The 19,107-nt window shown below is 53.6% G+C and carries 23 protein-coding genes; 11 read left to right on the top strand and 12 right to left on the bottom strand.

Annotation, left to right across the window (positions count from 1 at the left end; translation table 11 throughout):
- Window positions 1-8: 8 nt before the first annotated feature.
- Entirely contained in the window at window positions 9-593 is a 585-nt protein-coding gene (locus J2I48_RS01505; RefSeq protein ID WP_207333606.1) for a hypothetical protein, read from the bottom strand.
- Window positions 594-761: 168 nt separating this feature from the next.
- On the opposite strand from J2I48_RS01505, the gene deoC reads away from it, so the two are divergent.
- The 3 genes from deoC to J2I48_RS01490 all read left to right on the top strand — a co-directional run bounded on the left by deoC (window position 762) and on the right by J2I48_RS01490 (window position 3,026).
- Window positions 762-1,547, top strand: coding sequence for a deoxyribose-phosphate aldolase (gene deoC / locus J2I48_RS01500; RefSeq protein ID WP_207333605.1), 786 nt, complete (start codon window positions 762-764; stop codon window positions 1,545-1,547).
- 133 nt (window positions 1,548-1,680) lie between these two features.
- Entirely contained in the window at window positions 1,681-2,079 is a 399-nt protein-coding gene (locus tag J2I48_RS01495; protein WP_207333604.1) for a GNAT family N-acetyltransferase, read from the top strand.
- Between the two features lie 20 nt (window positions 2,080-2,099).
- On the top strand, window positions 2,100-3,026 hold the full coding sequence (locus J2I48_RS01490; protein WP_207333603.1) for a sugar phosphate isomerase/epimerase family protein: 927 nt from the start codon (window positions 2,100-2,102) through the stop codon (window positions 3,024-3,026).
- Window positions 3,027-3,037: 11 nt separating this feature from the next.
- On the opposite strand, the gene J2I48_RS01485 is transcribed toward J2I48_RS01490, so the two are convergent.
- Together J2I48_RS01485 and J2I48_RS01480 are read right to left on the bottom strand one after the other, a co-directional pair.
- Complete coding sequence (locus J2I48_RS01485) at window positions 3,038-4,069, bottom strand: lipid A deacylase LpxR family protein (RefSeq protein WP_229375708.1); 1,032 nt, start codon at window positions 4,067-4,069, stop codon at window positions 3,038-3,040.
- Between the two features lie 145 nt (window positions 4,070-4,214).
- Window positions 4,215-5,201, bottom strand: coding sequence for a M48 family metallopeptidase (locus J2I48_RS01480; protein ID WP_207333601.1), 987 nt, complete (start codon window positions 5,199-5,201; stop codon window positions 4,215-4,217).
- Window positions 5,202-5,340: 139 nt separating this feature from the next.
- Here J2I48_RS01480 and J2I48_RS01475 point away from each other — a divergent pair, with 139 nt between their 5' ends.
- The 6 genes from J2I48_RS01475 (at window position 5,341) to J2I48_RS01450 (ending at window position 9,455) form a co-directional block, all read left to right on the top strand.
- Complete coding sequence (locus J2I48_RS01475; RefSeq protein WP_207333600.1) at window positions 5,341-5,895, top strand: phosphatase PAP2 family protein; 555 nt, start codon at window positions 5,341-5,343, stop codon at window positions 5,893-5,895.
- 15 nt (window positions 5,896-5,910) lie between these two features.
- Complete coding sequence (locus J2I48_RS01470; RefSeq protein WP_207333599.1) at window positions 5,911-6,648, top strand: hypothetical protein; 738 nt, start codon at window positions 5,911-5,913, stop codon at window positions 6,646-6,648.
- Between the two features lie 461 nt (window positions 6,649-7,109).
- The gene (locus J2I48_RS01465; protein ID WP_207333598.1) at window positions 7,110-7,547 is read left to right on the top strand and encodes a peptidase associated/transthyretin-like domain-containing protein; all 438 of its coding nucleotides are present in this window, start codon (window positions 7,110-7,112) and stop codon (window positions 7,545-7,547) included.
- Between the two features lie 263 nt (window positions 7,548-7,810).
- Complete coding sequence (locus J2I48_RS01460) at window positions 7,811-8,215, top strand: hypothetical protein (RefSeq protein ID WP_207333597.1); 405 nt, start codon at window positions 7,811-7,813, stop codon at window positions 8,213-8,215.
- Window positions 8,216-8,357: 142 nt separating this feature from the next.
- Window positions 8,358-8,663 (top strand): hypothetical protein, encoded by a 306-nt coding sequence (locus J2I48_RS01455; RefSeq protein ID WP_207333596.1) that lies wholly within the window; start codon window positions 8,358-8,360, stop codon window positions 8,661-8,663.
- A 222-nt stretch (window positions 8,664-8,885) separates the two neighbouring features.
- Window positions 8,886-9,455, top strand: coding sequence for a hypothetical protein (locus J2I48_RS01450; RefSeq protein WP_207333595.1), 570 nt, complete (start codon window positions 8,886-8,888; stop codon window positions 9,453-9,455).
- A 13-nt stretch (window positions 9,456-9,468) separates the two neighbouring features.
- Here J2I48_RS01450 and J2I48_RS01445 read toward each other — a convergent pair whose 3' ends face one another.
- The 7 genes from J2I48_RS01445 to J2I48_RS01415 all read right to left on the bottom strand — a co-directional run bounded on the left by J2I48_RS01445 (window position 9,469) and on the right by J2I48_RS01415 (window position 15,522).
- Entirely contained in the window at window positions 9,469-10,083 is a 615-nt protein-coding gene (locus tag J2I48_RS01445; RefSeq protein WP_207333594.1) for a class I SAM-dependent methyltransferase, read from the bottom strand.
- Window positions 10,084-10,148: 65 nt separating this feature from the next.
- Window positions 10,149-11,054 (bottom strand): SAM-dependent methyltransferase, encoded by a 906-nt coding sequence (locus J2I48_RS01440; protein ID WP_207333593.1) that lies wholly within the window; start codon window positions 11,052-11,054, stop codon window positions 10,149-10,151.
- A gap of 31 nt (window positions 11,055-11,085) precedes the next feature.
- A complete protein-coding gene (locus J2I48_RS01435; RefSeq protein ID WP_207333592.1) occupies window positions 11,086-11,343 on the bottom strand; it encodes a sigma-70 family RNA polymerase sigma factor in 258 nt (85 codons plus the stop codon).
- Window positions 11,344-11,366: 23 nt separating this feature from the next.
- Window positions 11,367-12,467 carry a fatty acid desaturase family protein gene (locus J2I48_RS01430; RefSeq protein ID WP_229375706.1) on the bottom strand — a complete coding sequence of 367 codons (1,101 nt, stop codon included), beginning with the start codon at window positions 12,465-12,467 and terminating at the stop codon, window positions 11,367-11,369.
- Window positions 12,468-12,586: 119 nt separating this feature from the next.
- Complete coding sequence (locus tag J2I48_RS01425) at window positions 12,587-13,642, bottom strand: response regulator (protein WP_207333591.1); 1,056 nt, start codon at window positions 13,640-13,642, stop codon at window positions 12,587-12,589.
- Window positions 13,639-14,826 (bottom strand): PAS domain-containing sensor histidine kinase, encoded by a 1,188-nt coding sequence (locus J2I48_RS01420; RefSeq protein WP_207333590.1) that lies wholly within the window; start codon window positions 14,824-14,826, stop codon window positions 13,639-13,641. Before J2I48_RS01420 ends, J2I48_RS01425 begins: the two co-directional genes overlap by 4 nt.
- A 123-nt stretch (window positions 14,827-14,949) precedes the next feature.
- A complete protein-coding gene (locus J2I48_RS01415) occupies window positions 14,950-15,522 on the bottom strand; it encodes a PAS domain-containing protein (protein WP_207333589.1) in 573 nt (190 codons plus the stop codon).
- 228 nt (window positions 15,523-15,750) lie between these two features.
- Between J2I48_RS01415 and J2I48_RS01410 the strand changes: the two genes are divergently transcribed.
- Both J2I48_RS01410 and J2I48_RS01405 read left to right on the top strand, forming a co-directional pair.
- Window positions 15,751-16,155: a response regulator gene (locus J2I48_RS01410; RefSeq protein WP_207333588.1), complete on the top strand. Its 405-nt coding sequence runs from the start codon at window positions 15,751-15,753 to the stop codon at window positions 16,153-16,155.
- A 188-nt stretch (window positions 16,156-16,343) separates the two neighbouring features.
- Complete coding sequence (locus J2I48_RS01405; protein WP_207333587.1) at window positions 16,344-16,511, top strand: hypothetical protein; 168 nt, start codon at window positions 16,344-16,346, stop codon at window positions 16,509-16,511.
- 15 nt (window positions 16,512-16,526) lie between these two features.
- On the opposite strand, the gene J2I48_RS01400 is transcribed toward J2I48_RS01405, so the two are convergent.
- Together J2I48_RS01400 and J2I48_RS01395 are read right to left on the bottom strand one after the other, a co-directional pair.
- Window positions 16,527-17,012, bottom strand: coding sequence for a metallophosphoesterase family protein (locus tag J2I48_RS01400; RefSeq protein WP_207333586.1), 486 nt, complete (start codon window positions 17,010-17,012; stop codon window positions 16,527-16,529).
- A 106-nt stretch (window positions 17,013-17,118) separates the two neighbouring features.
- Window positions 17,119-18,804, bottom strand: coding sequence for a fatty acid--CoA ligase (locus J2I48_RS01395; protein WP_207333585.1), 1,686 nt, complete (start codon window positions 18,802-18,804; stop codon window positions 17,119-17,121).
- Window positions 18,805-19,107: the final 303 nt, after the last annotated feature.

Below are 19,107 nucleotides of genomic sequence, written 5' to 3'. Positions count from 1 at the left end.
GTAACTGGTTAATTATCGCCAAAACTTTTTTCTTTTCGCTGACCAATAAAATTATACGCCAGTGCAAATTGCGCCCAGGTACTTTGGTGTTCGTAGTCGCGGTGCAACTTCACAAAAACGCTGTATCGTTTTAGCACCTCCAATGCCGCGCCACCGCCAATTAATTTTGTATTGGTTTGTCCCCACAGGTGTTCGACAAATACCTGCACATTACCCCAGCGTATGCCGTCGGGCAGGCCGTTCAACGCTAGGCTGAGTGTGGTCAGTTTGACCGAAACCCGTGGCCCTGCATACACCTGCCATTGATCGGTTTTCAGGTCTGGCACCCCAGCCGAATAGGCCCCACCCACAGAGGCACCCAACCGCAGGCGGTGGTTGATGAGCGTGATTTGGGGGCAGGTCTGCACCGAAGACAGGGCTTTCGACTGCTGCGACGAAAAGCCCATACCCACCTCAAGAGGCAGCACCACCCGACGGTTGAATTCGGCAAAATCGGGCGGCGGCTCGTCGGCGGGTGGGGTATCCTGCGCCTGCGCCGCCGTCAGCAGCGCAACGAGGCTTAGAAAAAGAATATGGCGAATGGTACAGATCATGGCAGCGGGGTATGTGATGGTGGACCAAACTTCCGCACTTCCCGCATAGAATGCACCATTTGGCAAGAGCCATGTTACTGATTGACAGTCAATTTATAATGCGGTAATCTGCCCCCAGCTACCGGGTTATCTTCGGCCCGCTATCTTTGTTCTTTCACCTTCTCACCTATGCCCAACACAACACTCATTCGCGAGATCGCCAAGATGATCGATCACTCGCTGTTGCACCCCACCATGACCGACGCTGAACTGCGCGACGGGTGCGCCGTAGCCCTCAAGTATGACGTGGCTTCGGTCTGTATAAAGCCCTACGCCGTTCCGATGGCCGCCGAATTACTGGCTGGTTCCGATGTGCTGGTGGGTACGGTGATTGGCTTCCCCGCAGGTAATTCGACCACCGCCATCAAGGTAGCCGAGACCATTCAGGCCTGCCGGGACGGGGCCGTGGAGATCGACATGGTAGTGAACATTGGCAAGGTGCTGAGCGAAGACTGGGACTACGTGCGCGACGAAATTCGGGTTATTCATGATGCCTGCCTAGCCCATGGAGCCATCCTGAAAGTAATCTTCGAGAACGACTATCTGCCTGATAACAAATACATTATCAAGCTTTGCCAGCTATGCACCGAAGTGGGTGCCGAGTTTGTGAAGACCTCTACCGGCTATGGATTCGTGAAAGGTGCCGACGGCAAATACAACTACGAAGGGGCCACCATCCCGCAGCTCCAAGTCATGCTCGACAACGTAGGGACGGGACCCGGTGCGGTTCAGGTTCAGGTGAAAGCCGCCGGGGGTATTCGCACCCTCGACGGACTGTTACAGGTGAAGGCCATGGGCGTTACCCGCCTGGGTGCTTCGGCCACCGCCGTCATCATGGAAGACGCCTACCGCCGCTTCGGTGCCGTTGCTCACGATGTACCCATGACAGACATACAGGAAGGGAAAGGGTACTAATTTACGAATTACGATTTTTGCTGGCCGGTCCGCCGGTGCGGCACGACTACCCTTGCTTCAGCATATTCGTGCCGCACCGGCGGACCGGCCAGCAAAAATCGTAATTCGTACATCGTAATTCGTAAATCAACACATGTCTTATTCTATTCGTAAAGCCGTTGCGGCTGATTTCAGTGCCATTGATGAGTTCGACATGTTTGCTGGTGACCGGCAGGAGGAAATCAGCCGGGGTGAATGTTTTGTAGCTGTTGATAATGAGGTTGTTGTGGGCTACCTGACCACCGCCCGGACGTTCTACCAATGCCCGTTTATTGCTTACGTGCAGGTGCGCGACGAAGCGCAGGGGCGCGGCATCGGCACGGCCCTGCTGACCTTCGCCGAAGCACGCTGGCCTTTTGAGAAAATCTACACCTCGACCGAGGCCGACAACCTGCCTATGCTGCACCTGCTGCAAAAACGGGGCTACGCCGCCGCCGGCGAAATCCTGTTCATCCAAAACGAACCCGAACTTGTTTTCTGCCTTAGAAGATAGTTTCAGTTTACTGTTTACCGATGTTAGATCTTGGCTTTGTGTCGGCTATTTTGCCTGACAACGATTTGCATTCTGTTCTAAAATTTGCGGCTGAACACGGGTTCCGTTGCGTGGAAGTCATGTGCTGGCCTACGGGCAACGCTGACGGCCGACGATATGCCGACGTTACGCACATCGACGTAGATAACCTCGACGCAGAGGCCGTTCATTCTCTGTGCAGGCGATATGGTGTGACTATTTCGGGGCTGGGCTATTACCCTAACCCGTTGGATGCCAACGCCGAACAGGCCGAATTTTACCGCGAGCACATCAAAAAGCTTATCCGCGCGGCGGCCAAACTAACGCGGTCCGACGGGTCGGTGCCGGTGGTCAACACGTTTTTGGGTCGGAACCCCGCGCTGAGTGTGGCCGACAACCTGAAGCTGGTGGCCGAACACTGGCCCGCCATCGTGCACGAGGCGGAGGCGCACAACGTGAAGCTCGGTATTGAAAACTGCCCCATGTGGTTCACCGACGACGAATGGCCGGGGGGTAAAAACCTCATGACCACCCCCGCCATCTGGGACCGCGTGTTCGAGATCATTCCCTCGCAGACGCTGGGCCTCAACTACGACCCCAGCCACCTGATCTGGCAGATGATGGACGAGGTGAAACCGATATATGCCTACCGCGACCGGCTGCACCACATCCACCTCAAAGACGCCAAACTCTACCGTGATAGGCTCGACCGCGTGGGCATCATGGCCAATCCGCTGGACTACCATTCGCCCAAATTACCCGGCCTCGGCGACGTGCGCTGGGGAGCTTTCTTCGCCGCCCTCACCGACGTGCGCTACCGGGGTCCGGTCTGTATTGAGGTAGAAGACAAAGCCTACGAAAGCACCCCCGACGACGTGAAAACGGCCATTCTGACCGCCCGTAACTACCTGCGTCAGTTTCTGGGGTAGGCTGGTTGTCATTAGTTTGAGACCCTTACCAGCAGGCTAATGTGGCCCCACTGATCGGCGAGGGCACCCACAAATTCGGCAGTGCGAAGGTGCTGCGTGAAGGTAAGCTGCATGTTCCTGGCCGCAATGACACCGCCAACATCCAGCTGCCCGTAGAAATGCTGTAGCTCAACGGCGGGCAGCGCGTAGTAGTTTTTAGACCCGTTCAGCCAGCCACCCTGCATCAGCGCATTGTCGAGCACGGCCTGGAAACCAACGCGACAGAAGGCGTAACACTGGAACGTCCGCGATGACTCATCTCCGGCCTGATACAGGCCTGTTGGGTGCTGGAAATAGTCATTGAATAACCCAATCCGCAAGGTTCCCCCCATGCCTGCCGTATTCATGAGTGAGCCAATAGTGCCCTCCACATCACTTATAACGTCGAAAGCGGGGGTGAAGCGCGGGATAGCCCGGCCTTCGTACCGCACGGTGTAGCTAATGATCGGGTCGTTTTTGATCTGCGTACCCCAGCCAGCAGGCATAGGCTGCCCCATGAGGTGGTGTATCTCCCGCTGCAACTCAGCCGCCCCCGACGCCGGACCGATCATGCCCAGTGTGATCGCCGAACTTAGCCGCCGGGCACCTATAGGGTCTGCGGTAGTGAGGCCCCACGAGAAGTACAGGTAACCCGCATAAGGCCGGTCGTTTGGGTACAGCGGGCGCATGACCCAGGTTGTGTTGCGGGGTGTGTAAAGCTCCTGACCCGCCGAAAACGAGTACAGCGACCTGTAATCGCGGTTTTCTTTGGCAGAAAGCCTCAGCAGGGCAACGCGGGTGGGCCACTTTTTCCAGTAGTTGCTTAGATGCGACAGACGAAGGCCATTACTAAAATACCGGTCTGATACGCTCCGCTGATGCACCTGAAAAGCATCATTTTCCCAATCAATTTTTAGAAAAGAACCTGGTGGCTGAGCAACTTCACCAATACGCGGTTTATCAATATTCTGGGAAAATGTTAAACTGGACGCACTAATAAATAAAATTAATAGAAGAAAGCGCATATAACGTTGTCAATACTGAACGGTAAACAGTCATTTGTCTGGCAAATGTAGTCCTGCTTACGAGTCTGTCAACTGTATCGACTATACGTTATGACAAGCCCCGGCACTGGCAGTGCGTAGCTATGTACTGCCAGTACCGGGTGACTTATTCCGATTTTTTGCCAAAACCGCCGAACGATTTCAGGCCTGACGAGAGCGAACTGCCAATGGCAGAGGCGGCCTTTTGTGCGGCGTTGGGTTCAGCCGGGGCAGCGGGGTCGAGCACAGCGGCGGGCAGTTCGCCTACTTTCTGATACGTCCCAGCCAGGATCTGCTTATACTGATCAGAGTCAGACCAGGCCAGGATTTCTTTCACGCGCAGGACCGTGTAGGGGTGCGTTTGTTTCAGCATCGACTGCACCTTAATGAACTTCGCCATCCAGCTGTCATCAACGTACTCTTCAAACGTATTGGCCTGTGCCACAATGGCTTCTACACTGATGGGGTCGCTGAGAGTTTTGGAATAACCCGCAATTTTGCCCAGTGCCTCGGCCACCGCCTGCACGTCCTGCGTGGCAAGCAGGGCAGCACGGTCGGCTGAGAATTCGGCGCGGCGGCTCCACTCCAGCAGGGCCAATTGCACACTGATGTCGAGGGCCGAGTTGAAGGGCGGCGGAATCATACCCGTCACCGACCCGCCGAAGTACCGGATGAAGTAGGTGAAGGTGTTGTAGAACATATGGTCGCACTTCACGTGGCCCAGTTCGTGGCCGATAATGGCCATCGTTTCGCGCTCGGTGAGGATGTCGAGCAAGCCCGAATTGATCTTGATCGTATACCGGTCGATGCCGCTGGCGAAGGCGTTGATCTCGTCGATCGTTTCGATGTACAAGTCTGGTAACTTCTTAATATCCAGTGCTTCAGCCGTGCGCTTGTAGGCATTATAGAGCGACGGGTACTGCGTTTCGCTTACCTGAATACACGACGAACTGTTGTAGTAATGCATCGAATGCTCGACGTAGGAGTTGAGCGTACCGATGATGGAGCGGAACTTGTCGATGCCCTTGAGCAGCCCGGTGGCGTCGCGGTCGAGGGGGTGTTGGAAGGCCTGTGCTGAAATGTCGGGAAGCGGGATCAGATCGTCGCGGAGCATAAAATGTGCGTTGGGTGAATAAATAGTCTACAATGTCGATAAATATAGAGCATCAAATTAACCCAACCGTGCCCTTGTCAGGAGCGCTGTAGAAACTTCGAGCGAACGGTCTTTTGCCAAAACGTACCTTTGCCCTGCTATGCGTGAGACCCTGAATCAGCTCGACACCCAGTTCTTTTTGCTGCTAAATCACCTCCATGCCTCCTGGCTCGACCCCATTATGGTGCTGATAACGGAGCGCAACACCTGGATTCCGGGCTATGTGGTGCTGGTGGGCTGGCTCGCCTGGCGATTTAGGAAGCGGGCTATCGGGCTGGTACTTACGCTGGCCGTCGCCGTAATCATCAGCGATCAGGTATGTTCGTCGGTGTTGAAACCGCTCACGCTCCGGCTCCGCCCCTGCCACGAAACCGCCTTGCAGGCAGCCATCCACCTGCCCCTACCCTGTGGCGGACAGTACGGATTCTGTTCGTCGCACGCCGCCAACACGTTTGCCCTGGCCACGGGCCTCTGGCTGCTGCTGGGCACCCGCTACGGCTGGCTGCGGTGGCTCTTTGCCTGGGCCGCGCTGGTAGCCTACAGCCGGGTCTACGTAGGCGCGCACTACCCCGTCGACGTGCTGGCTGGCGCCGCCATTGGCACCCTGGCAGCAGTGGGCTGCGTATCTTTGTACGAAAAAGTCATTGGTCATTAGTGATTGGCTCCCCCTATGTTGCTTAAAATTCGCTTTCAGTCGGCGGGTATGATTCCCCCTCCTTTCACGCATTACTACACGCTTGAGGCGAAGTCTACGGCGGCCAACGCCCTGCACATCGACTTTTCTATTACCTACACCGACCGCGAAGAGCTTGACGAAGAGGACATTACGGGCGAAGGCTTCACCCTGAACGACAATTTCAGCTGGGCGGGCACGTTGGGCCGCGCCTGGCTACTGGTGGTGGAAAACCTGGTCGAAAAGACCCGCCTGAAACCCCTGCGGGAAGACGAGCTGTCGGAAAAAGACGATTTTCTGGAGGTGACAATGGCCACGACCGGCTCAAACGGGAAGCCGCCGCAGCCGGGCACACCCACCGATGCTGACGCGTTTCTGTATCCGGTGCAGGAACTGATACAGGCCATTTATGAAGCAGGCGGCAAGGAAAAACCCTTCGAGCTAAGCTACCTTAGCTACGCGCAAACCGGCGACCGTGAGTTGCACATTCAGGCCTCATTTGCCAACCGCGACGTACAGGTCATTACCGTACAAAACCGGCAGGAGAAGCGTAAAACCATGCCCTGGGAAGCACTCAACCCTCTGATGGCCAACGTCTTTGCCTATGACTACAACCCCGAAGACGGCCTGGCCAAGCCCCCCAAACGCGACGGTCATTTTCTAAGCATCGGCACCGGCGTCTGGTTCGACATCAGCCCCCTGACCGAAGTCTACCAGGCGCTGGAGAAAATATAGCGCCTTACCAGTGGCCCATATGCACTTGCCCGTTGCATATCCTTGTTGAGATATAGGTGACGTATGATCACCTGCTTATATCCACATCAACTAGCAATGGATTTAATGCCATCTTACTGGCAATCAACCATTTACTATTTCGTAGTATGACGTAGCTTAACTTGTTTGGCCAAGCCCTTGATTTATAACCGGTTGCTTACCCAATCTTGAGAATTCTGCGGCGGGCCAACGCACCGGCGACAGTTGACAATGCGTATTTGTGGCGGCTCCTACCTCTGTCCGTTAGCTTGCGGCTACGTCCGACAAAGCACATTTGCAGTGGCTACTATCTCCGGCTGACATGCCTAGTTCCGTTCGACAGATGGGATCTGGCAGTCACCTCTCTGACCTTCAACAGTCTTATCTTATGGCGGAAGCAACCTGTGGTGATTTGCTACATTTGAGCAATATACCCCCTCACTATGAAACAGCTTTTTACTTGGGTTCTCTGTATTGGCTACTTCTCGGCCTTTGGTCAGTCACGAGTAGTAACGGGCAAAGTAATTGATGAAGAGTTACAAGCCTTGCCGGGCGTGATGATTTTCAGCTTAGACAGCACTCAACTTGGTGTTAGTGGCCTTGATGGCTCTTTTCAGATTAGCCTACCCCTCACCCGAACCCGGGTCTTATTCAACATGGTTGGCCTAGATCAAAACAATGTGGATATACCAGTGGGCTGTGATAAAGCAGAGGTGGTATTGCTACTCGCTTCAACCTATGATTTTATGACGCTGAAGGCAATAAATAAAGCCCGGTACAAGCGGTTCAAAACCTTAACAGCTACACATAGAGCAGCCTATGCACAAGGCGCGTTTAAGCGGCGCGAATCTTGCGTGGAATATGTCTTTGTTAGTGATTAGACATAGCTCCGCAGTTCGGCGGTTCTTTGTTTCCGTCGACAGCTTCCTCTCGGAGTGCTGCGCAACTGCATCCAACGATCCATGGGTGGAAAAGTCAATGAGTGTGTCGCGGTTCCGGGCTTGGCCGATGTGCTCATTATCCTTTGGATGAGTTAGGCGAACCGGCCATGTAGGCGGATATTTTACGTATCGAGGTTATACAACAGAAAAATTTCCCTTTTACATCTTTACTTTTCTAAACGCGTTACACGATGAACTACTCAATGCGTACCCTGCTCGTTCTGGTGGGCTTAATCAGCTCAACTACTTTATTGGCTCAAGTGAAGGTCACTACCGAGGTCACTGGTGATGCTGCTACTGGCAAGCAACTTATTCAGGCTAATGTGACTGGAGGATCTGGTCAATACAGTTACGCCTGGGGGCTGACTACGCCAGGTGCCGTGCCGCCCAATAATGCGTCAGAGGTTTTGCTGGTGCCAGCTCAGGGAGCAGAATACATCGTCTTTGTTCGAGATAAAGAGACGGGCGCTAGCGCCTATTCGACAGTGGTAGTGAAAACACTAACTGTAAAAGAAAAGCACTCGATTAGAATGCCTGGTGAAGATTACAAAATGAAGTTTGGTTATTCAGCAACAGAAGCAGTTCCGGCTTATCCAGTCAAAAAGTAGTAAGAACGATCTACACTAGTTGCTATGTTACCAAAGCTAAGGTCAAGGGTACGTACCTTCGCTTAGCTTAACTTACGGCAACACCAGCAGATGAAATAAGGTGATAAGTAAATACGCAGACGTCCTTCATAATGGCCTGTATATGCTGGCGATTTCAGTCAATGGCCTCTTGATTGGCTTCTGGGCTGCCTTCTTTTTCCTCGGATCTGAAGAGTCTTTACGAAAGCTGCTAATTGAGAAAGGGCCACTATTTCTGTGGTTAGGACGCTTCATCGGTTTTACACTGCTCGGCGCTATTTTCTCATTAGGTATAGCTTTTGTGAGCTTATTGATGGTTTTGCTCACCAAGAAAGCTGACATCAATCAACCACTCCGTGTGTTTGTTGTTTCGGTTACAGTTCAAGCATTATGCGCTTTGTGCGGTAGCTTACTATTTATGTACCATTGATTCAACTAGCTCCGCAGGGCGACGGTTACGCGAGACAGGAATTACTTTAGGACACGGCCATACTGTGCCTGGTACTCAATACGGATGAGGGTAGGAAGGATTGCTATCTTGTCGCCTCTCTTACGCAAGTAGATGCTTATAGCTACAGTTCGTACCTGCGGAAGATATAACCTACCGCCCATATACCTAACTTGGGATAGTTTACCCACTAGCACCTTTCATATGTACACGTCAGTTTCTGTAATGCTGCTAGGGTTTTTGCTAGGGGTAGCCAGTTGCAATTATAACCCAATCAGAAATGCCGAACGGACAATTAATCGTAGTCTGCTGAAAAGTATAAGTCCAACGTACAAGGAAAGATTTAATTGGACAATTCAACGGCAACGTGCAGTCCGCAAATATCTTTTGAGATCAATAGCTCAAAAATATAATATACAAGTCAAGAAAAGATTAGATACTCTTATCCTGGTAGAGAGTTATAATAATATGTGCACAGGCTGCCCGGCTAACATGGTAGGTGTTCTAATTAACAAGCACATTTATTACATTAATCCATCGGGCTACAAAGACAAAACAAGGTTTAAAGACTTGGCCATTAAGCTGGACACCCTTCAATTTATAAAAGGTGCAGAGTTGAGAGGATTTGAAAAACTGTATGTGTTCAAAAGCAACAGCCACCCTTTCGACAAATCCCATTACAGTGCTCTATGTTTTGACGGTGAAAATGCAAACATCACATGGCTGTTGCCCAATAACTCGGCTTGTTCAGTGAATGCTGACTGTTGGTGGTAAATCACTTCGCAACTTAGCGGTTTTCATAGACACCCATACGTATTTGCCCGTTGCGGAGGTAGGCCCGTTCGATTTCTACGAAACCGGCCTGTTGGATGATCACGGGCCAATTGGGTAGCTGGGTTATCTCGATCTGAGCCACCGCCCGAAAAAACCAGATCATCAGCCAGAGTTGTGCGCGTTGCCACCGGCTTTGGGGCTGGTCGAAATCGCAGATCAGCAACGCCCCACCAGGGGTCAGTAGCGACCGCAGGCGGGGCAAAAACTGCCCTGACAACCTGGATTCGGGGTACAGGTCGAGAATAAAGGGCAGCAGGATCAGGTCAAAGGGGGCCTCGGTGGGCAGGGTGGCTTCGGTGCCGTGGTGAAACAGCAGGTTGTCGGGTTGGGCAGACAGCCGCGCCTGCGCCTGCCTGAGCATGGCCACCGAGGCTTCGACGTAAACGATTCGGGCGGGCTTCCGGGCCAGCAGTTGGGGCAGAAAGTGCCCCGTTCCGCCGCCCAGCACCAACACCCGACCTCCCGCCGGTATGCGCGCTACGCACCAGGCATGGGCAGTGCGTAGCGCACGGCCAAACACCAGCCGGGCCAGCCGGTCATACACGGGGGCAATGAAATCAAATGACATCGGCACGGTTGGTCAGCAGGGGTATGTACCAGACAACGACCGGCGATGGCAAATGGCTCACAGAGCTATACCTTTTCAAAAACCAGGCGGTAGTGTTCCATTATTTTTCGCTCGAAACACACCCGGTTAGGGCTTTTGCGAAAAACACTGATCAACCCCCGAAAGGCTGGATTGGTGAGCAGTCGGGGCAAGAGCGAGACGTAGATGGCATATTTCCGGGCATTGAACGCCCGGAACCGCCTGCGCCACTGCCCGATGGTTTCGATATAATCCAGCCGGCCACTGCTGATGGAGACGAGTTTGAAATAGGGCCTGGCGCAGTGACCAATGTGAGCGGGACCATAGGGTAGCCAGGAACCGGGAAACTGGGCAATCATTAACGCCATGTAATAGGCGTCTGAATCGGGGTCGGCCTGGAGGCTGATGCTGTCGAAGGGGGGCAGCTGTTCGCCAAACACCATGCTCTGCATGTAGAAACGGCCACCGGTGGGCAGTAAGTCGCCTAGGTTTTTGAAGAAATTGGCGTAGATGCTATCCTGCTCGCCAGCCTGCCACTGTTCAATAGAGCAGAAATGTTCCATCCCCCCAATGCAGGTGATGGCGTCGAAGGTGCCGTAGTCGTCGGGCGTGATAAGCCGACAGTCTTTCACATCGACAGTGAGGCCGTTGTTCCGGCAGGCTTCCGCCTGCTCCTGCGACAGCGTTACCCCCCGGCCAATGGCCCCCCGCTGGTGCTTTATGTAGGTGAGAAAAGGCCCCCAACCACAGCCCATGTCGAGCACTTTCGAGCCGGGACGAATACGCAGGCTGTCGGCAATAAATTGGTGTTTCTGCGCTTGAGCTTGTTCCAGTGTGAGCGAAAAATCGCCGTTGTACATAGCGCCACTGTAGTCGCCGGTCTCTCCAATGCTGAGCCGGAATACCTGGTCGATGGTTGAGTAGGTGAAATCTAAGTCTTGCTGTGAGGCCATAGTTAACCGAGTTAATGTTGCCCCGACCCGATTAGCTAACGCGCCTGACTGCTGGTAGCAGCGGCGCAGTTGGCAGGCCTTCTTCCTGGGCCAGCCCCAGCAACCAGCTCAACATAGGCTGGTCCGGTAGTGGAGGCTGGCCCCGCTGTTGCCAGGCCCTGGTCAGAGTGTTGATTAAAATGAGTTCCGACTGTTTGGGGGCCATGTCTGCGTGCAGGATCATTCCCCATAAACTGGCGGCGTAGGCTCGGTAAAAGACCGTAAATTCCTGTTCTGCCGTACTGGTCATCTTCTATGTGTGGTATAGGCAGGCTATACTGGTTGCCCCAGTTGTTTCAGCAGCCGGTAATGCGACGTTAGGGCCGACAGAAAGCTGGGATTCTCCAGGTAAGGTAGTTTAAATTCCAGTGCCGTCTCTTTCACAATCTGGGCAATGGCCGGGTAGTGGATATGGCATACCTGCGGAAAGAGGTGATGCTCGATCTGGCGGTTCAGTCCCCCACAAAAGAACGTGGCCAACTGGCTTTGGGGTGCAAAATTGGCCGTGGTCTGCAGCTGATGCACCGCCCAGGCTTCTTCTATCGTACCCGTCTGCGTGGGCACCGGAAACGACGTTCCCTCTACTACGTGGGCCAGTTGAAACACCAGGCCAATAACCAGTCCTTCGGCCAGGTGCATAGCCAGGAACCCAAGCAGCACCTGCCACCAGGCAACAGTCAGAACCAGCATGGGTAGGGCCAGAAAGGCCACGTAGTAGATGCCTTTGTAAAGAAACAGCTTCACGTATTCACTGCGGGGGTGGTTTGTGTTGTCGTGCTGACCAATCTTTTTCTTGAAGAATTTCAGATAATCTTTCCGTAGTACCCATGACAGCGACGCCAACCCGTAAAGCAGGAAGGCGTAGACATGTTGAAAACGCTGCCAGGGGCGATGAGGCTCGTCGGCATCCAGCCGCACCAGGCCGGGGGCCACCTCAATATCTTCGTCATGACCGGGAATATTGGTGTAGGTGTGGTGTACCACGTTGTGGGTTGTCTTCCACAAATAAGGATTAGCCCCCACCAGGTTAAAGGTGTTGCTCAACAACCGATTCACCCAGCCCTGCCCCGAAAAAGCGCCGTGGATGGCATCGTGTGAAACGTTGAAGCCCACAAATGCAGCAAAAAAGCCGAGCATGATAGCCAGGCCAAACATTGGCCAGATGCTCAGTAAGTTACTGATAATCAAAGCATAAATGGCGGCGTAAGCCGTCAGGAAAAATACCGTTTTACCCCACATAGCTCCGTTGGCATGGGGCGACACCCCCCGCCGGGCAAAGTAGGCATCAACCCGCTGACGGGCGGTGGCAAAGAAAAGTGACCGTTGAGGGTTTGTAAATTTGACCGATCTGGTCAGTGAACGTGCGTCTACCATAGACCACAAAGGTCTTTTCCGGCCTAGCCAAGCGCCATGATATTTGTCCCGGCCGCCTTAATTCCCATCAGCCGCGCTACTGACGGTCGTCATACAACGGGCTGACGGTGGTCAGTTAATCAATGCTTCAGTCGGCCCAATCTGTCCATATCGAGCAGGTTGATCTGGCTGCCTGTGATCTCGATTAGTCCCTCGGCCCTAAAATCGCTGAGGGTGCGGATTACCGTTTCGGTAGAAGCCCCCACCAGGTGCGACCAGTTCTCGCGCGAGAGGGTCATCATGGGCGGTTTGTCGGGGTAAAATTTGCGTTGCACCATCAGGAGGGCTTCGGCCGTGCGTTTGCGCACCGACTGATAAGCCAGTTTCAGCAGGCGGTTTCGGCTTTCGGCTACGTCCTGAGCCAGTATCTGAATAAATTCACTGGCGACCTCCTTGTTATAGTAGATCAGGGCCAGAAAATCGGCCTGCGGAATGCTGCACACCTCCGAATCGTCGAGCACCTCGGCCGATTCGGTGTAGGGGGTGCTGGCCAGGAGCGGCAGATAACCCACAAAGTCGCCTTCGCCATAGAGGGCCGTGATGTAGTTATTGCCCGATTCGTCGCTTGTGAAGAGCTTCACCTTGCCCCGCTTGATGAAGTACAACGACACGGGCAGGCTACCGGCCATAAACAGGGTCTGCTTTTTTTTGTGCAGGTTGGTGGGGTAGCTTTCGCAGAGGCGCTCCCTGGCATCGTCGATATGCCGCACGGCCTGCATCAGGCTCAGCAGATGACCCGAATCAGACGAGTGTGCCGGCTGGTGTTGCTTGCCTTTTCGCAGCCGCAACTCAACGGCGTTGAGCAGGGCCACGTCGTCGAAGGGTTTGGTCAGGTAATCGTCGGCACCGAGGTTCATGCCAAACCGAAAATCAGCCGACTCGGCTTTGGCGGTCAGAAAAATAAACGGCACCCCAGCCAGGTCGGGGTCTTTGCTCACGATATGCAACACGCCGTAGCCGTCTAGTTCGGGCATCATCACGTCGCAGAGAATCAGGTCGGGGCGCTGTTGGCGGGCCAGGGCCACGCCTTGCTTGCCATTGGCGGCTTGGATGACCTGGTAGGGAGCCAACTGGAGGATCTCGGTGATGTTGGCCCGCATCTCTGGGTTGTCTTCAATGACCAAAATGGTATTCATGCCACAACGGGGTAGATGGGAAGCTGGACGGTGAAGGTAGTGCCCGAATCGAGCTGACTGGTAAACGAAATGGTGCCACCCAGCAGGTCAACGTATCGCTTAACGATATAGAGTCCCAAACCCGTTCCCTGCACATGAATGGCGTTGCGGGCGCGGAAGAAATTGATAAACAGTTTCTCTTTGTCAGAGTCGGGTATACCAATGCCTTCGTCCCGAACCGTCACCAGCAAGAGGTTACCTTCTATGGCGGTGGTCAACTCAATAATTTTCCCTTCCGACGAATATTTGCTGGCATTGACCAGTAGATTGATCAGGATGTTACGCAGCATTGACCCGTCGACACCAATGATCTTCTGGTCGGTAAGCTGCTGATAAACAAAATGTTGACCGGTCTTCATCATACCCTGCATGTCGTCCAGGATCTCGTCGCAGAAGGCCTGTAGTACCAGCGGCTGGGGTTGGCCGTGCATGGTTTCCTGCTCCATCTGCCCCAGCGACAGAAAATCGTTGAGCAGGTCGGTCAGTCCGTGCACCGCCGCTTTGATGCGTTGCACGTGCCGTTCGCGTTTTTCGCCATCGTCGGTCCCGTTGTAGCGCCCAATCAGCGACGCCGACGACAGGATGGTGCCCATGGGCGTGCGAAATTCATGCGACGCCATCGTGACAAAATTCGACTTCAGTTCGTGCAGTTCGCGTTCCTGAGCCAGCAGTTTGTCGGCCTGTTCGCGGGTTTTGATCCGGCTGGTAACATCGTTGGCCGTTACAATAATGCGGTTTACCCGGCCGTCGGCATCGGGAAAGGGTTCATATACCAGATCGAAGATCACTGTCTCCAGGTAGCCATAGCGGTTGAGGGTAACGGGCATTTCTGTACCTACAAAGGGCATACCCGTTTGGAGTACCTCCGTCAGCAATTCTTCAAAACCTTGCTTGGAGGCTTCAGGCAGTACCGAAAAGATGGGCTGCCCCAGCAACTGCGCTTCGGTACGGCCCCAGAGCGCGCACATGGCCGGGTTGGTCAACTCAACCACAAAGTTGGGCCCCTGTAATATGCCGATGGCCACTGACGTATGCCTGAAAATGCGCAACAGATGGGCTTCCTGCGACTGATGCAGTGGCTCGCGTTGGTGTATGCCATAGGCGGGGGCGGCATCGTCGGGTAAGTCTGTGGGGTTCGATGGCATGATTCGGGTGACTGGCAGCAGTTGAACAGGCACAAAGGTGTTTGTTCCTAAAAATCCATGCAATGACCCCCGTCACCTACCTATATGACCTTCCTCCGGTAGCTCGGCCCGCTTAAGATGCTGTCAGGAAAGCTGCCCACTCATCAGGCTGATGAGCCTAGCCCGGATACTGGCAACGGAAGTGCGACTATGAATGGCAGTTAACAAGTCTACCTGCTGCTGCTGCTCGGCCACCGACAGCGGTTGATACGACACGTCCTGCGTCAGGACCAGTACCCCATCGCCCGATTTCAGATAGACCTGATGAAACAAACCGGCAATACCATCGAGGTGATACGCTTCGGTATGCGCAGTCGGCTGGCCGGTGTCTGCCACCTGCCGCAATCGATCCAGCACACCCGACGCATCCACGTCGGGGCTGATCATGGTAAGGGGTTGCCCTACCACGTCGTCGGCCGCGAGCTTTATCATGGCCTCCTGAACCGGGTTGAGAAACACATATTGAAAATCGGCAATCGTGCCGGTATCCGATACACGGCCGGGGCTGTGAGGCGTAGCTGCCCGCTGTGCCGACAGTAAACAGATACCCACGGGGGCAGCGGTGATTACGCCCCATACTGATGTGGATATCAGCCAATTATAAGGAAACAATTCAGGGTCGGCGGGTGGGTTGGTCGGCGGAATGGGTTGGGTCATGTAGGAAATTAACCAGATACGTTGGCAGGCCGTTGGGCTGATGACGCTGGCACTCTAACTGCAAAAAAAAGAAAAATTGATGATAACCACCCAGCCTCCATTCAGTTTTTCGGGCGGCCTGCCCAAACACGACAATCATCATACTTTCGGTTGATGACCGTCATAGTATTGAGGGTAACTACCCGGCTAGCTTTGTTAACCCCCTCTTTTGTACCATACCAACTACTTATGTACTATAACAAAGTCATTTACCTGGCCGACGATGATGACGATGATCGTATGTTCATGCGAAAGGCAATTACAGAATCGGGTTGCCAGGCAACCATCATTGAGGCCGAAAATGGTCAGGAACTTATCCAGTTACTACAACGACAGGATGCAGCCGAAGAAATTAAACTCGTTGTACTGGACATGAATATGCCCCTGATGACCGGGCTGGAAGCCTTGCAGGCCATCCGTGCCGACAAGACGTTACAGCATATCCCGGCTATCATTATCTCGACAAGTGCCGAGCCCGAGCTTGTTCGGGAAGCGTATCGCAACGGCATCAACGCCTACATAAAAAAACCATCGACCTACGCCGCCCTGAATACTATTGGCGAAGCAATCCGGATCTGTTTCCTCGATACGTAGCCGTTAAATGGTTAGACCCAAGAAAGAATCTGTGGTATTCTGCCAGTAAACGGATAGCTGACCGATGAACAAGTTGTACTATTCCAGTAAGTACGAATCATTTTAAAGTACAATCTTGTTCTGTAGTTGGTAACGGGCCACACCGCTCTCAGAGCTACCGGCCTTATTGTCAACTAACTACCATCTGAATGCAAACCATTCGCACGAATTTCAAGTCGGTCTATGCTCAACAGCCAACAACTTCATTTTGGACGAATCTAAGTTCGTCTGTACACATGTTCATTGCCAACAACGAGTCGGCTTTTCGGGCGTTTGCCCGCACGGGTGCTCCTTTTGGCGAAAGTGTGCGGGGCTAATCGGGGGGTTCGGCCTTACCGTTTGCCCAATTCAATAGCTTGCATGTCGCTTACCTTCCCTTCGTGGAGTGTGAAGCGCAGGCAGGTTCGCATGATGTGAAAACCAGTTTTCCCGGCCGCACCGGGATTAATAAACAGTAACTGTTTGCGGGTAGGGTCGCGCATGACTTGCAGAATGTGCGAATGCCCGCAAACAAACAAGTCGGGCGGATTGGCCATCAGTTCGGGCCGCACCGTGGGGTTGTAGCGCGGGGGTTTTCCGCCAATGTGGGTCATCCATACCCGCACCCCACCCACCTCGAAACGCAGGTTTTCGGGGTACGCCTGCGGGTCATCGATGTTGCCGCTCACGATGCGAAGCGGCTTAAATTGAGCTAGTTGCGTGGCCACGGTATCCAGCCCTACGTCGCCCGCGTGCCAGATTTCATCGCAGTCGGCGAAGTGCCTAAAAATAGCCGGGTCGAGGTAGCTGTGGGTGTCTGAGAGCAGGCCGATGCGCATAAACTAGTTTAATGTTTAACGTCTAATGTTTAAAGTTGGCTGACGCGAGATTGCTCACGTGTCAGCCAACTTTAAACATTAGACGTTAAACATTAAACTTCCGTTCTTATCCCAAAATTGTCTCCTTCATTTCCGAACGGATGCGTTTTTTGTCCAGTTTACCGACGCTGGTTTTGGGGATTTCGCTCACAAACAGCACCCGGTCAGGCACATACCATTTGTTTAGTTCGCCCCGGTTTACTTTTTCCTGCAAACCCGCCTTGACCGATTCGGGGGTGATTTTGCCCACATAATCGGGCTTAGGCACGATAACGGCGTGGGGGCGTTCACCCCATTTTTCGTCGGGCAGGCCAATAACGGCCACTTCGGCAACGCCTTCTACCTGCGATAGCAGGTCTTCGATTTCCAGCGATGATACCCACTCGCCCCCGGTTTTGATCACGTCTTTGGTACGGTCGGCAATATGCACCCAGTTGTCGGGCGTTATGCTCGCTACGTCGCCGGTATGGAGCCAGCCGCCGCGCCAGAGTTCGTCGCTACGTTCGGGTTCCAGCCAGTAGCCCTGCGTCATCCAGGGGCCACGCGCCACCACCTCACCCACAGCCTCGCCGTCGTGGGGCATAAAATGACCGGCTTCGTCCATGAGGCGCATCTCGACAAACGGCGCAATCCGGCCCGCCTGCGTGAGCAGATGTACTTTGCCGTCGGTATCGAGTTCGCGCTCCTGATCGTTAAGGTACGACACCGACATGATGGGGGCCGTTTCGGACATACCATAGCCCTGATACACCCGAATACCCATGTTCAGGGCCGCCGTAGCCAGCCCCTTGGTCAAGGCCGACCCGCCGATGATGACCTTCCAGCGGCTCAGTTGTTCGCGGAACTGCACCGCTGCCGGGCTGCTGACAAGCATATTTAGAATAGTTGGTACACAGTGCGAAAACGTGACGCCTTCGGTCAGAATCAGCTTCAGCAGCACCTCCGGTTCATACCGTCCCGGATATACCTGTTTGGCCGACAGCATGGTAGCTAAAAACGGAAAGCCCCAGGCGTGCACGTGGAACATGGGCGTGATCGGCATGTACACGTCTACGTTCGACTGGAACGCAACAGCCTGATAACCACACACAAATGTGCAGAGACCCATGGTGTGCATGAACAACTGCCGGTGCGAAAAATAAACCCCTTTGGGGTGGCCCGTGGTGCCGGTGGTATAGAAGGTGGTGGCAATCGAGTTTTCGTCGAAGTCCGGGAAGTCGTAATCCACAGCGGCATCGGCCAGCAGGGCTTCGTATTCACCGTGGGTGTTATCAGGCGCGGTAAACGTAGCCTTGCCAGCCTCCGTATATACCTTATCGGTCAGCACAATAATGGTCTCGACGGTGGTCAGTTGCGACCGGATACCGTCGAGCAGGGGGAGGAAATCTTCATGCACCAACACCACTTTGTCGGCCGCATGATTCATGGTATAGAGAATCTGAAACGGCGATAACCGCACGTTGATCGTGTGCAAAACGGCCCCCAGGCAAGGAATGGCAAAAAACGATTCGAGGTAGCGGTGACTGTCCCAGTCCATTACGGCTACGGTATCGCCAGCCTGCACACCAGCCTCCGTAAGCACGTTGGCCAGCCGCCGTACCCGCTCGTTGAAGGTGACATAATTCATTCGGAACAGGTCGCGGTAGACAATTTCCCGGTTGGGTTCATACCGGTTCGATTGCATCAAAAGGCTTTTGATGAGCATGGGCGGCTCGTGGGCCGTTGCGGCGCGGGGAATAATTCGGGTAGCCATTGGGAGGGTCTTTTTAGGCTGGATGACGGGATTAGGAAATATACTTATGGGCGAAACTACGGCTATTTTCAACGATTGGGGAGCACGATACCCACAATATAACTGGGTATGTAGAAAAAAGTCGGCCAAAAAAACGGACTAACTTAATTGTATAAAACGAGCCTTACAGTTTAGTAAGTATTTACCCGAAAAAACTATATGCATATATGCTTATACAACTATTTTTTGTAGTAAGTCTACTGATCTTTTCGGCTCCTGGTCCGCAGTTTGTAAAAGCAAACTCAGCAAATAAATGCTTATCCA

This window comes from Fibrella aquatilis (assembly GCF_017353255.1).
In the GTDB taxonomy this organism is placed as follows: domain Bacteria; phylum Bacteroidota; class Bacteroidia; order Cytophagales; family Spirosomataceae; genus Fibrella; species Fibrella aquatilis.
Note: the sequence above shows the minus strand (reverse complement) of the source record. Positions and strands in the feature narration are given on the sequence as shown.

Excerpts from the sequence above, each read along its gene's own strand:
- J2I48_RS01505 (WP_207333606.1), bottom strand. The coding sequence starts at position 593 with ATGATCTGTACCATTCGCCATATTCTTTTTCTAAGCCTCGTTGCGCTG.
- deoC (WP_207333605.1), top strand. The coding sequence starts at position 762 with ATGCCCAACACAACACTCATTCGCGAGATCGCCAAGATGATCGATCAC.
- J2I48_RS01495 (WP_207333604.1), top strand. The coding sequence starts at position 1,681 with ATGTCTTATTCTATTCGTAAAGCCGTTGCGGCTGATTTCAGTGCCATT.
- J2I48_RS01490 (WP_207333603.1), top strand. The coding sequence starts at position 2,100 with ATGTTAGATCTTGGCTTTGTGTCGGCTATTTTGCCTGACAACGATTTG.
- J2I48_RS01485 (WP_229375708.1), bottom strand. The coding sequence starts at position 4,069 with ATGCGCTTTCTTCTATTAATTTTATTTATTAGTGCGTCCAGTTTAACA.
- J2I48_RS01480 (WP_207333601.1), bottom strand. The coding sequence starts at position 5,201 with ATGCTCCGCGACGATCTGATCCCGCTTCCCGACATTTCAGCACAGGCC.
- J2I48_RS01475 (WP_207333600.1), top strand. The coding sequence starts at position 5,341 with ATGCGTGAGACCCTGAATCAGCTCGACACCCAGTTCTTTTTGCTGCTA.
- J2I48_RS01470 (WP_207333599.1), top strand. The coding sequence starts at position 5,911 with ATGTTGCTTAAAATTCGCTTTCAGTCGGCGGGTATGATTCCCCCTCCT.
- J2I48_RS01465 (WP_207333598.1), top strand. The coding sequence starts at position 7,110 with ATGAAACAGCTTTTTACTTGGGTTCTCTGTATTGGCTACTTCTCGGCC.
- J2I48_RS01460 (WP_207333597.1), top strand. The coding sequence starts at position 7,811 with ATGCGTACCCTGCTCGTTCTGGTGGGCTTAATCAGCTCAACTACTTTA.
- J2I48_RS01455 (WP_207333596.1), top strand. The coding sequence starts at position 8,358 with ATGCTGGCGATTTCAGTCAATGGCCTCTTGATTGGCTTCTGGGCTGCC.
- J2I48_RS01450 (WP_207333595.1), top strand. The coding sequence starts at position 8,886 with ATGTACACGTCAGTTTCTGTAATGCTGCTAGGGTTTTTGCTAGGGGTA.
- J2I48_RS01445 (WP_207333594.1), bottom strand. The coding sequence starts at position 10,083 with ATGTCATTTGATTTCATTGCCCCCGTGTATGACCGGCTGGCCCGGCTG.
- J2I48_RS01440 (WP_207333593.1), bottom strand. The coding sequence starts at position 11,054 with ATGGCCTCACAGCAAGACTTAGATTTCACCTACTCAACCATCGACCAG.
- J2I48_RS01435 (WP_207333592.1), bottom strand. The coding sequence starts at position 11,343 with ATGACCAGTACGGCAGAACAGGAATTTACGGTCTTTTACCGAGCCTAC.
- J2I48_RS01430 (WP_229375706.1), bottom strand. The coding sequence starts at position 12,467 with ATGGTAGACGCACGTTCACTGACCAGATCGGTCAAATTTACAAACCCT.
- J2I48_RS01425 (WP_207333591.1), bottom strand. The coding sequence starts at position 13,642 with ATGAATACCATTTTGGTCATTGAAGACAACCCAGAGATGCGGGCCAAC.
- J2I48_RS01420 (WP_207333590.1), bottom strand. The coding sequence starts at position 14,826 with ATGCCATCGAACCCCACAGACTTACCCGACGATGCCGCCCCCGCCTAT.
- J2I48_RS01415 (WP_207333589.1), bottom strand. The coding sequence starts at position 15,522 with ATGACCCAACCCATTCCGCCGACCAACCCACCCGCCGACCCTGAATTG.
- J2I48_RS01410 (WP_207333588.1), top strand. The coding sequence starts at position 15,751 with ATGTACTATAACAAAGTCATTTACCTGGCCGACGATGATGACGATGAT.
- J2I48_RS01405 (WP_207333587.1), top strand. The coding sequence starts at position 16,344 with ATGCAAACCATTCGCACGAATTTCAAGTCGGTCTATGCTCAACAGCCA.
- J2I48_RS01400 (WP_207333586.1), bottom strand. The coding sequence starts at position 17,012 with ATGCGCATCGGCCTGCTCTCAGACACCCACAGCTACCTCGACCCGGCT.
- J2I48_RS01395 (WP_207333585.1), bottom strand. The coding sequence starts at position 18,804 with ATGGCTACCCGAATTATTCCCCGCGCCGCAACGGCCCACGAGCCGCCC.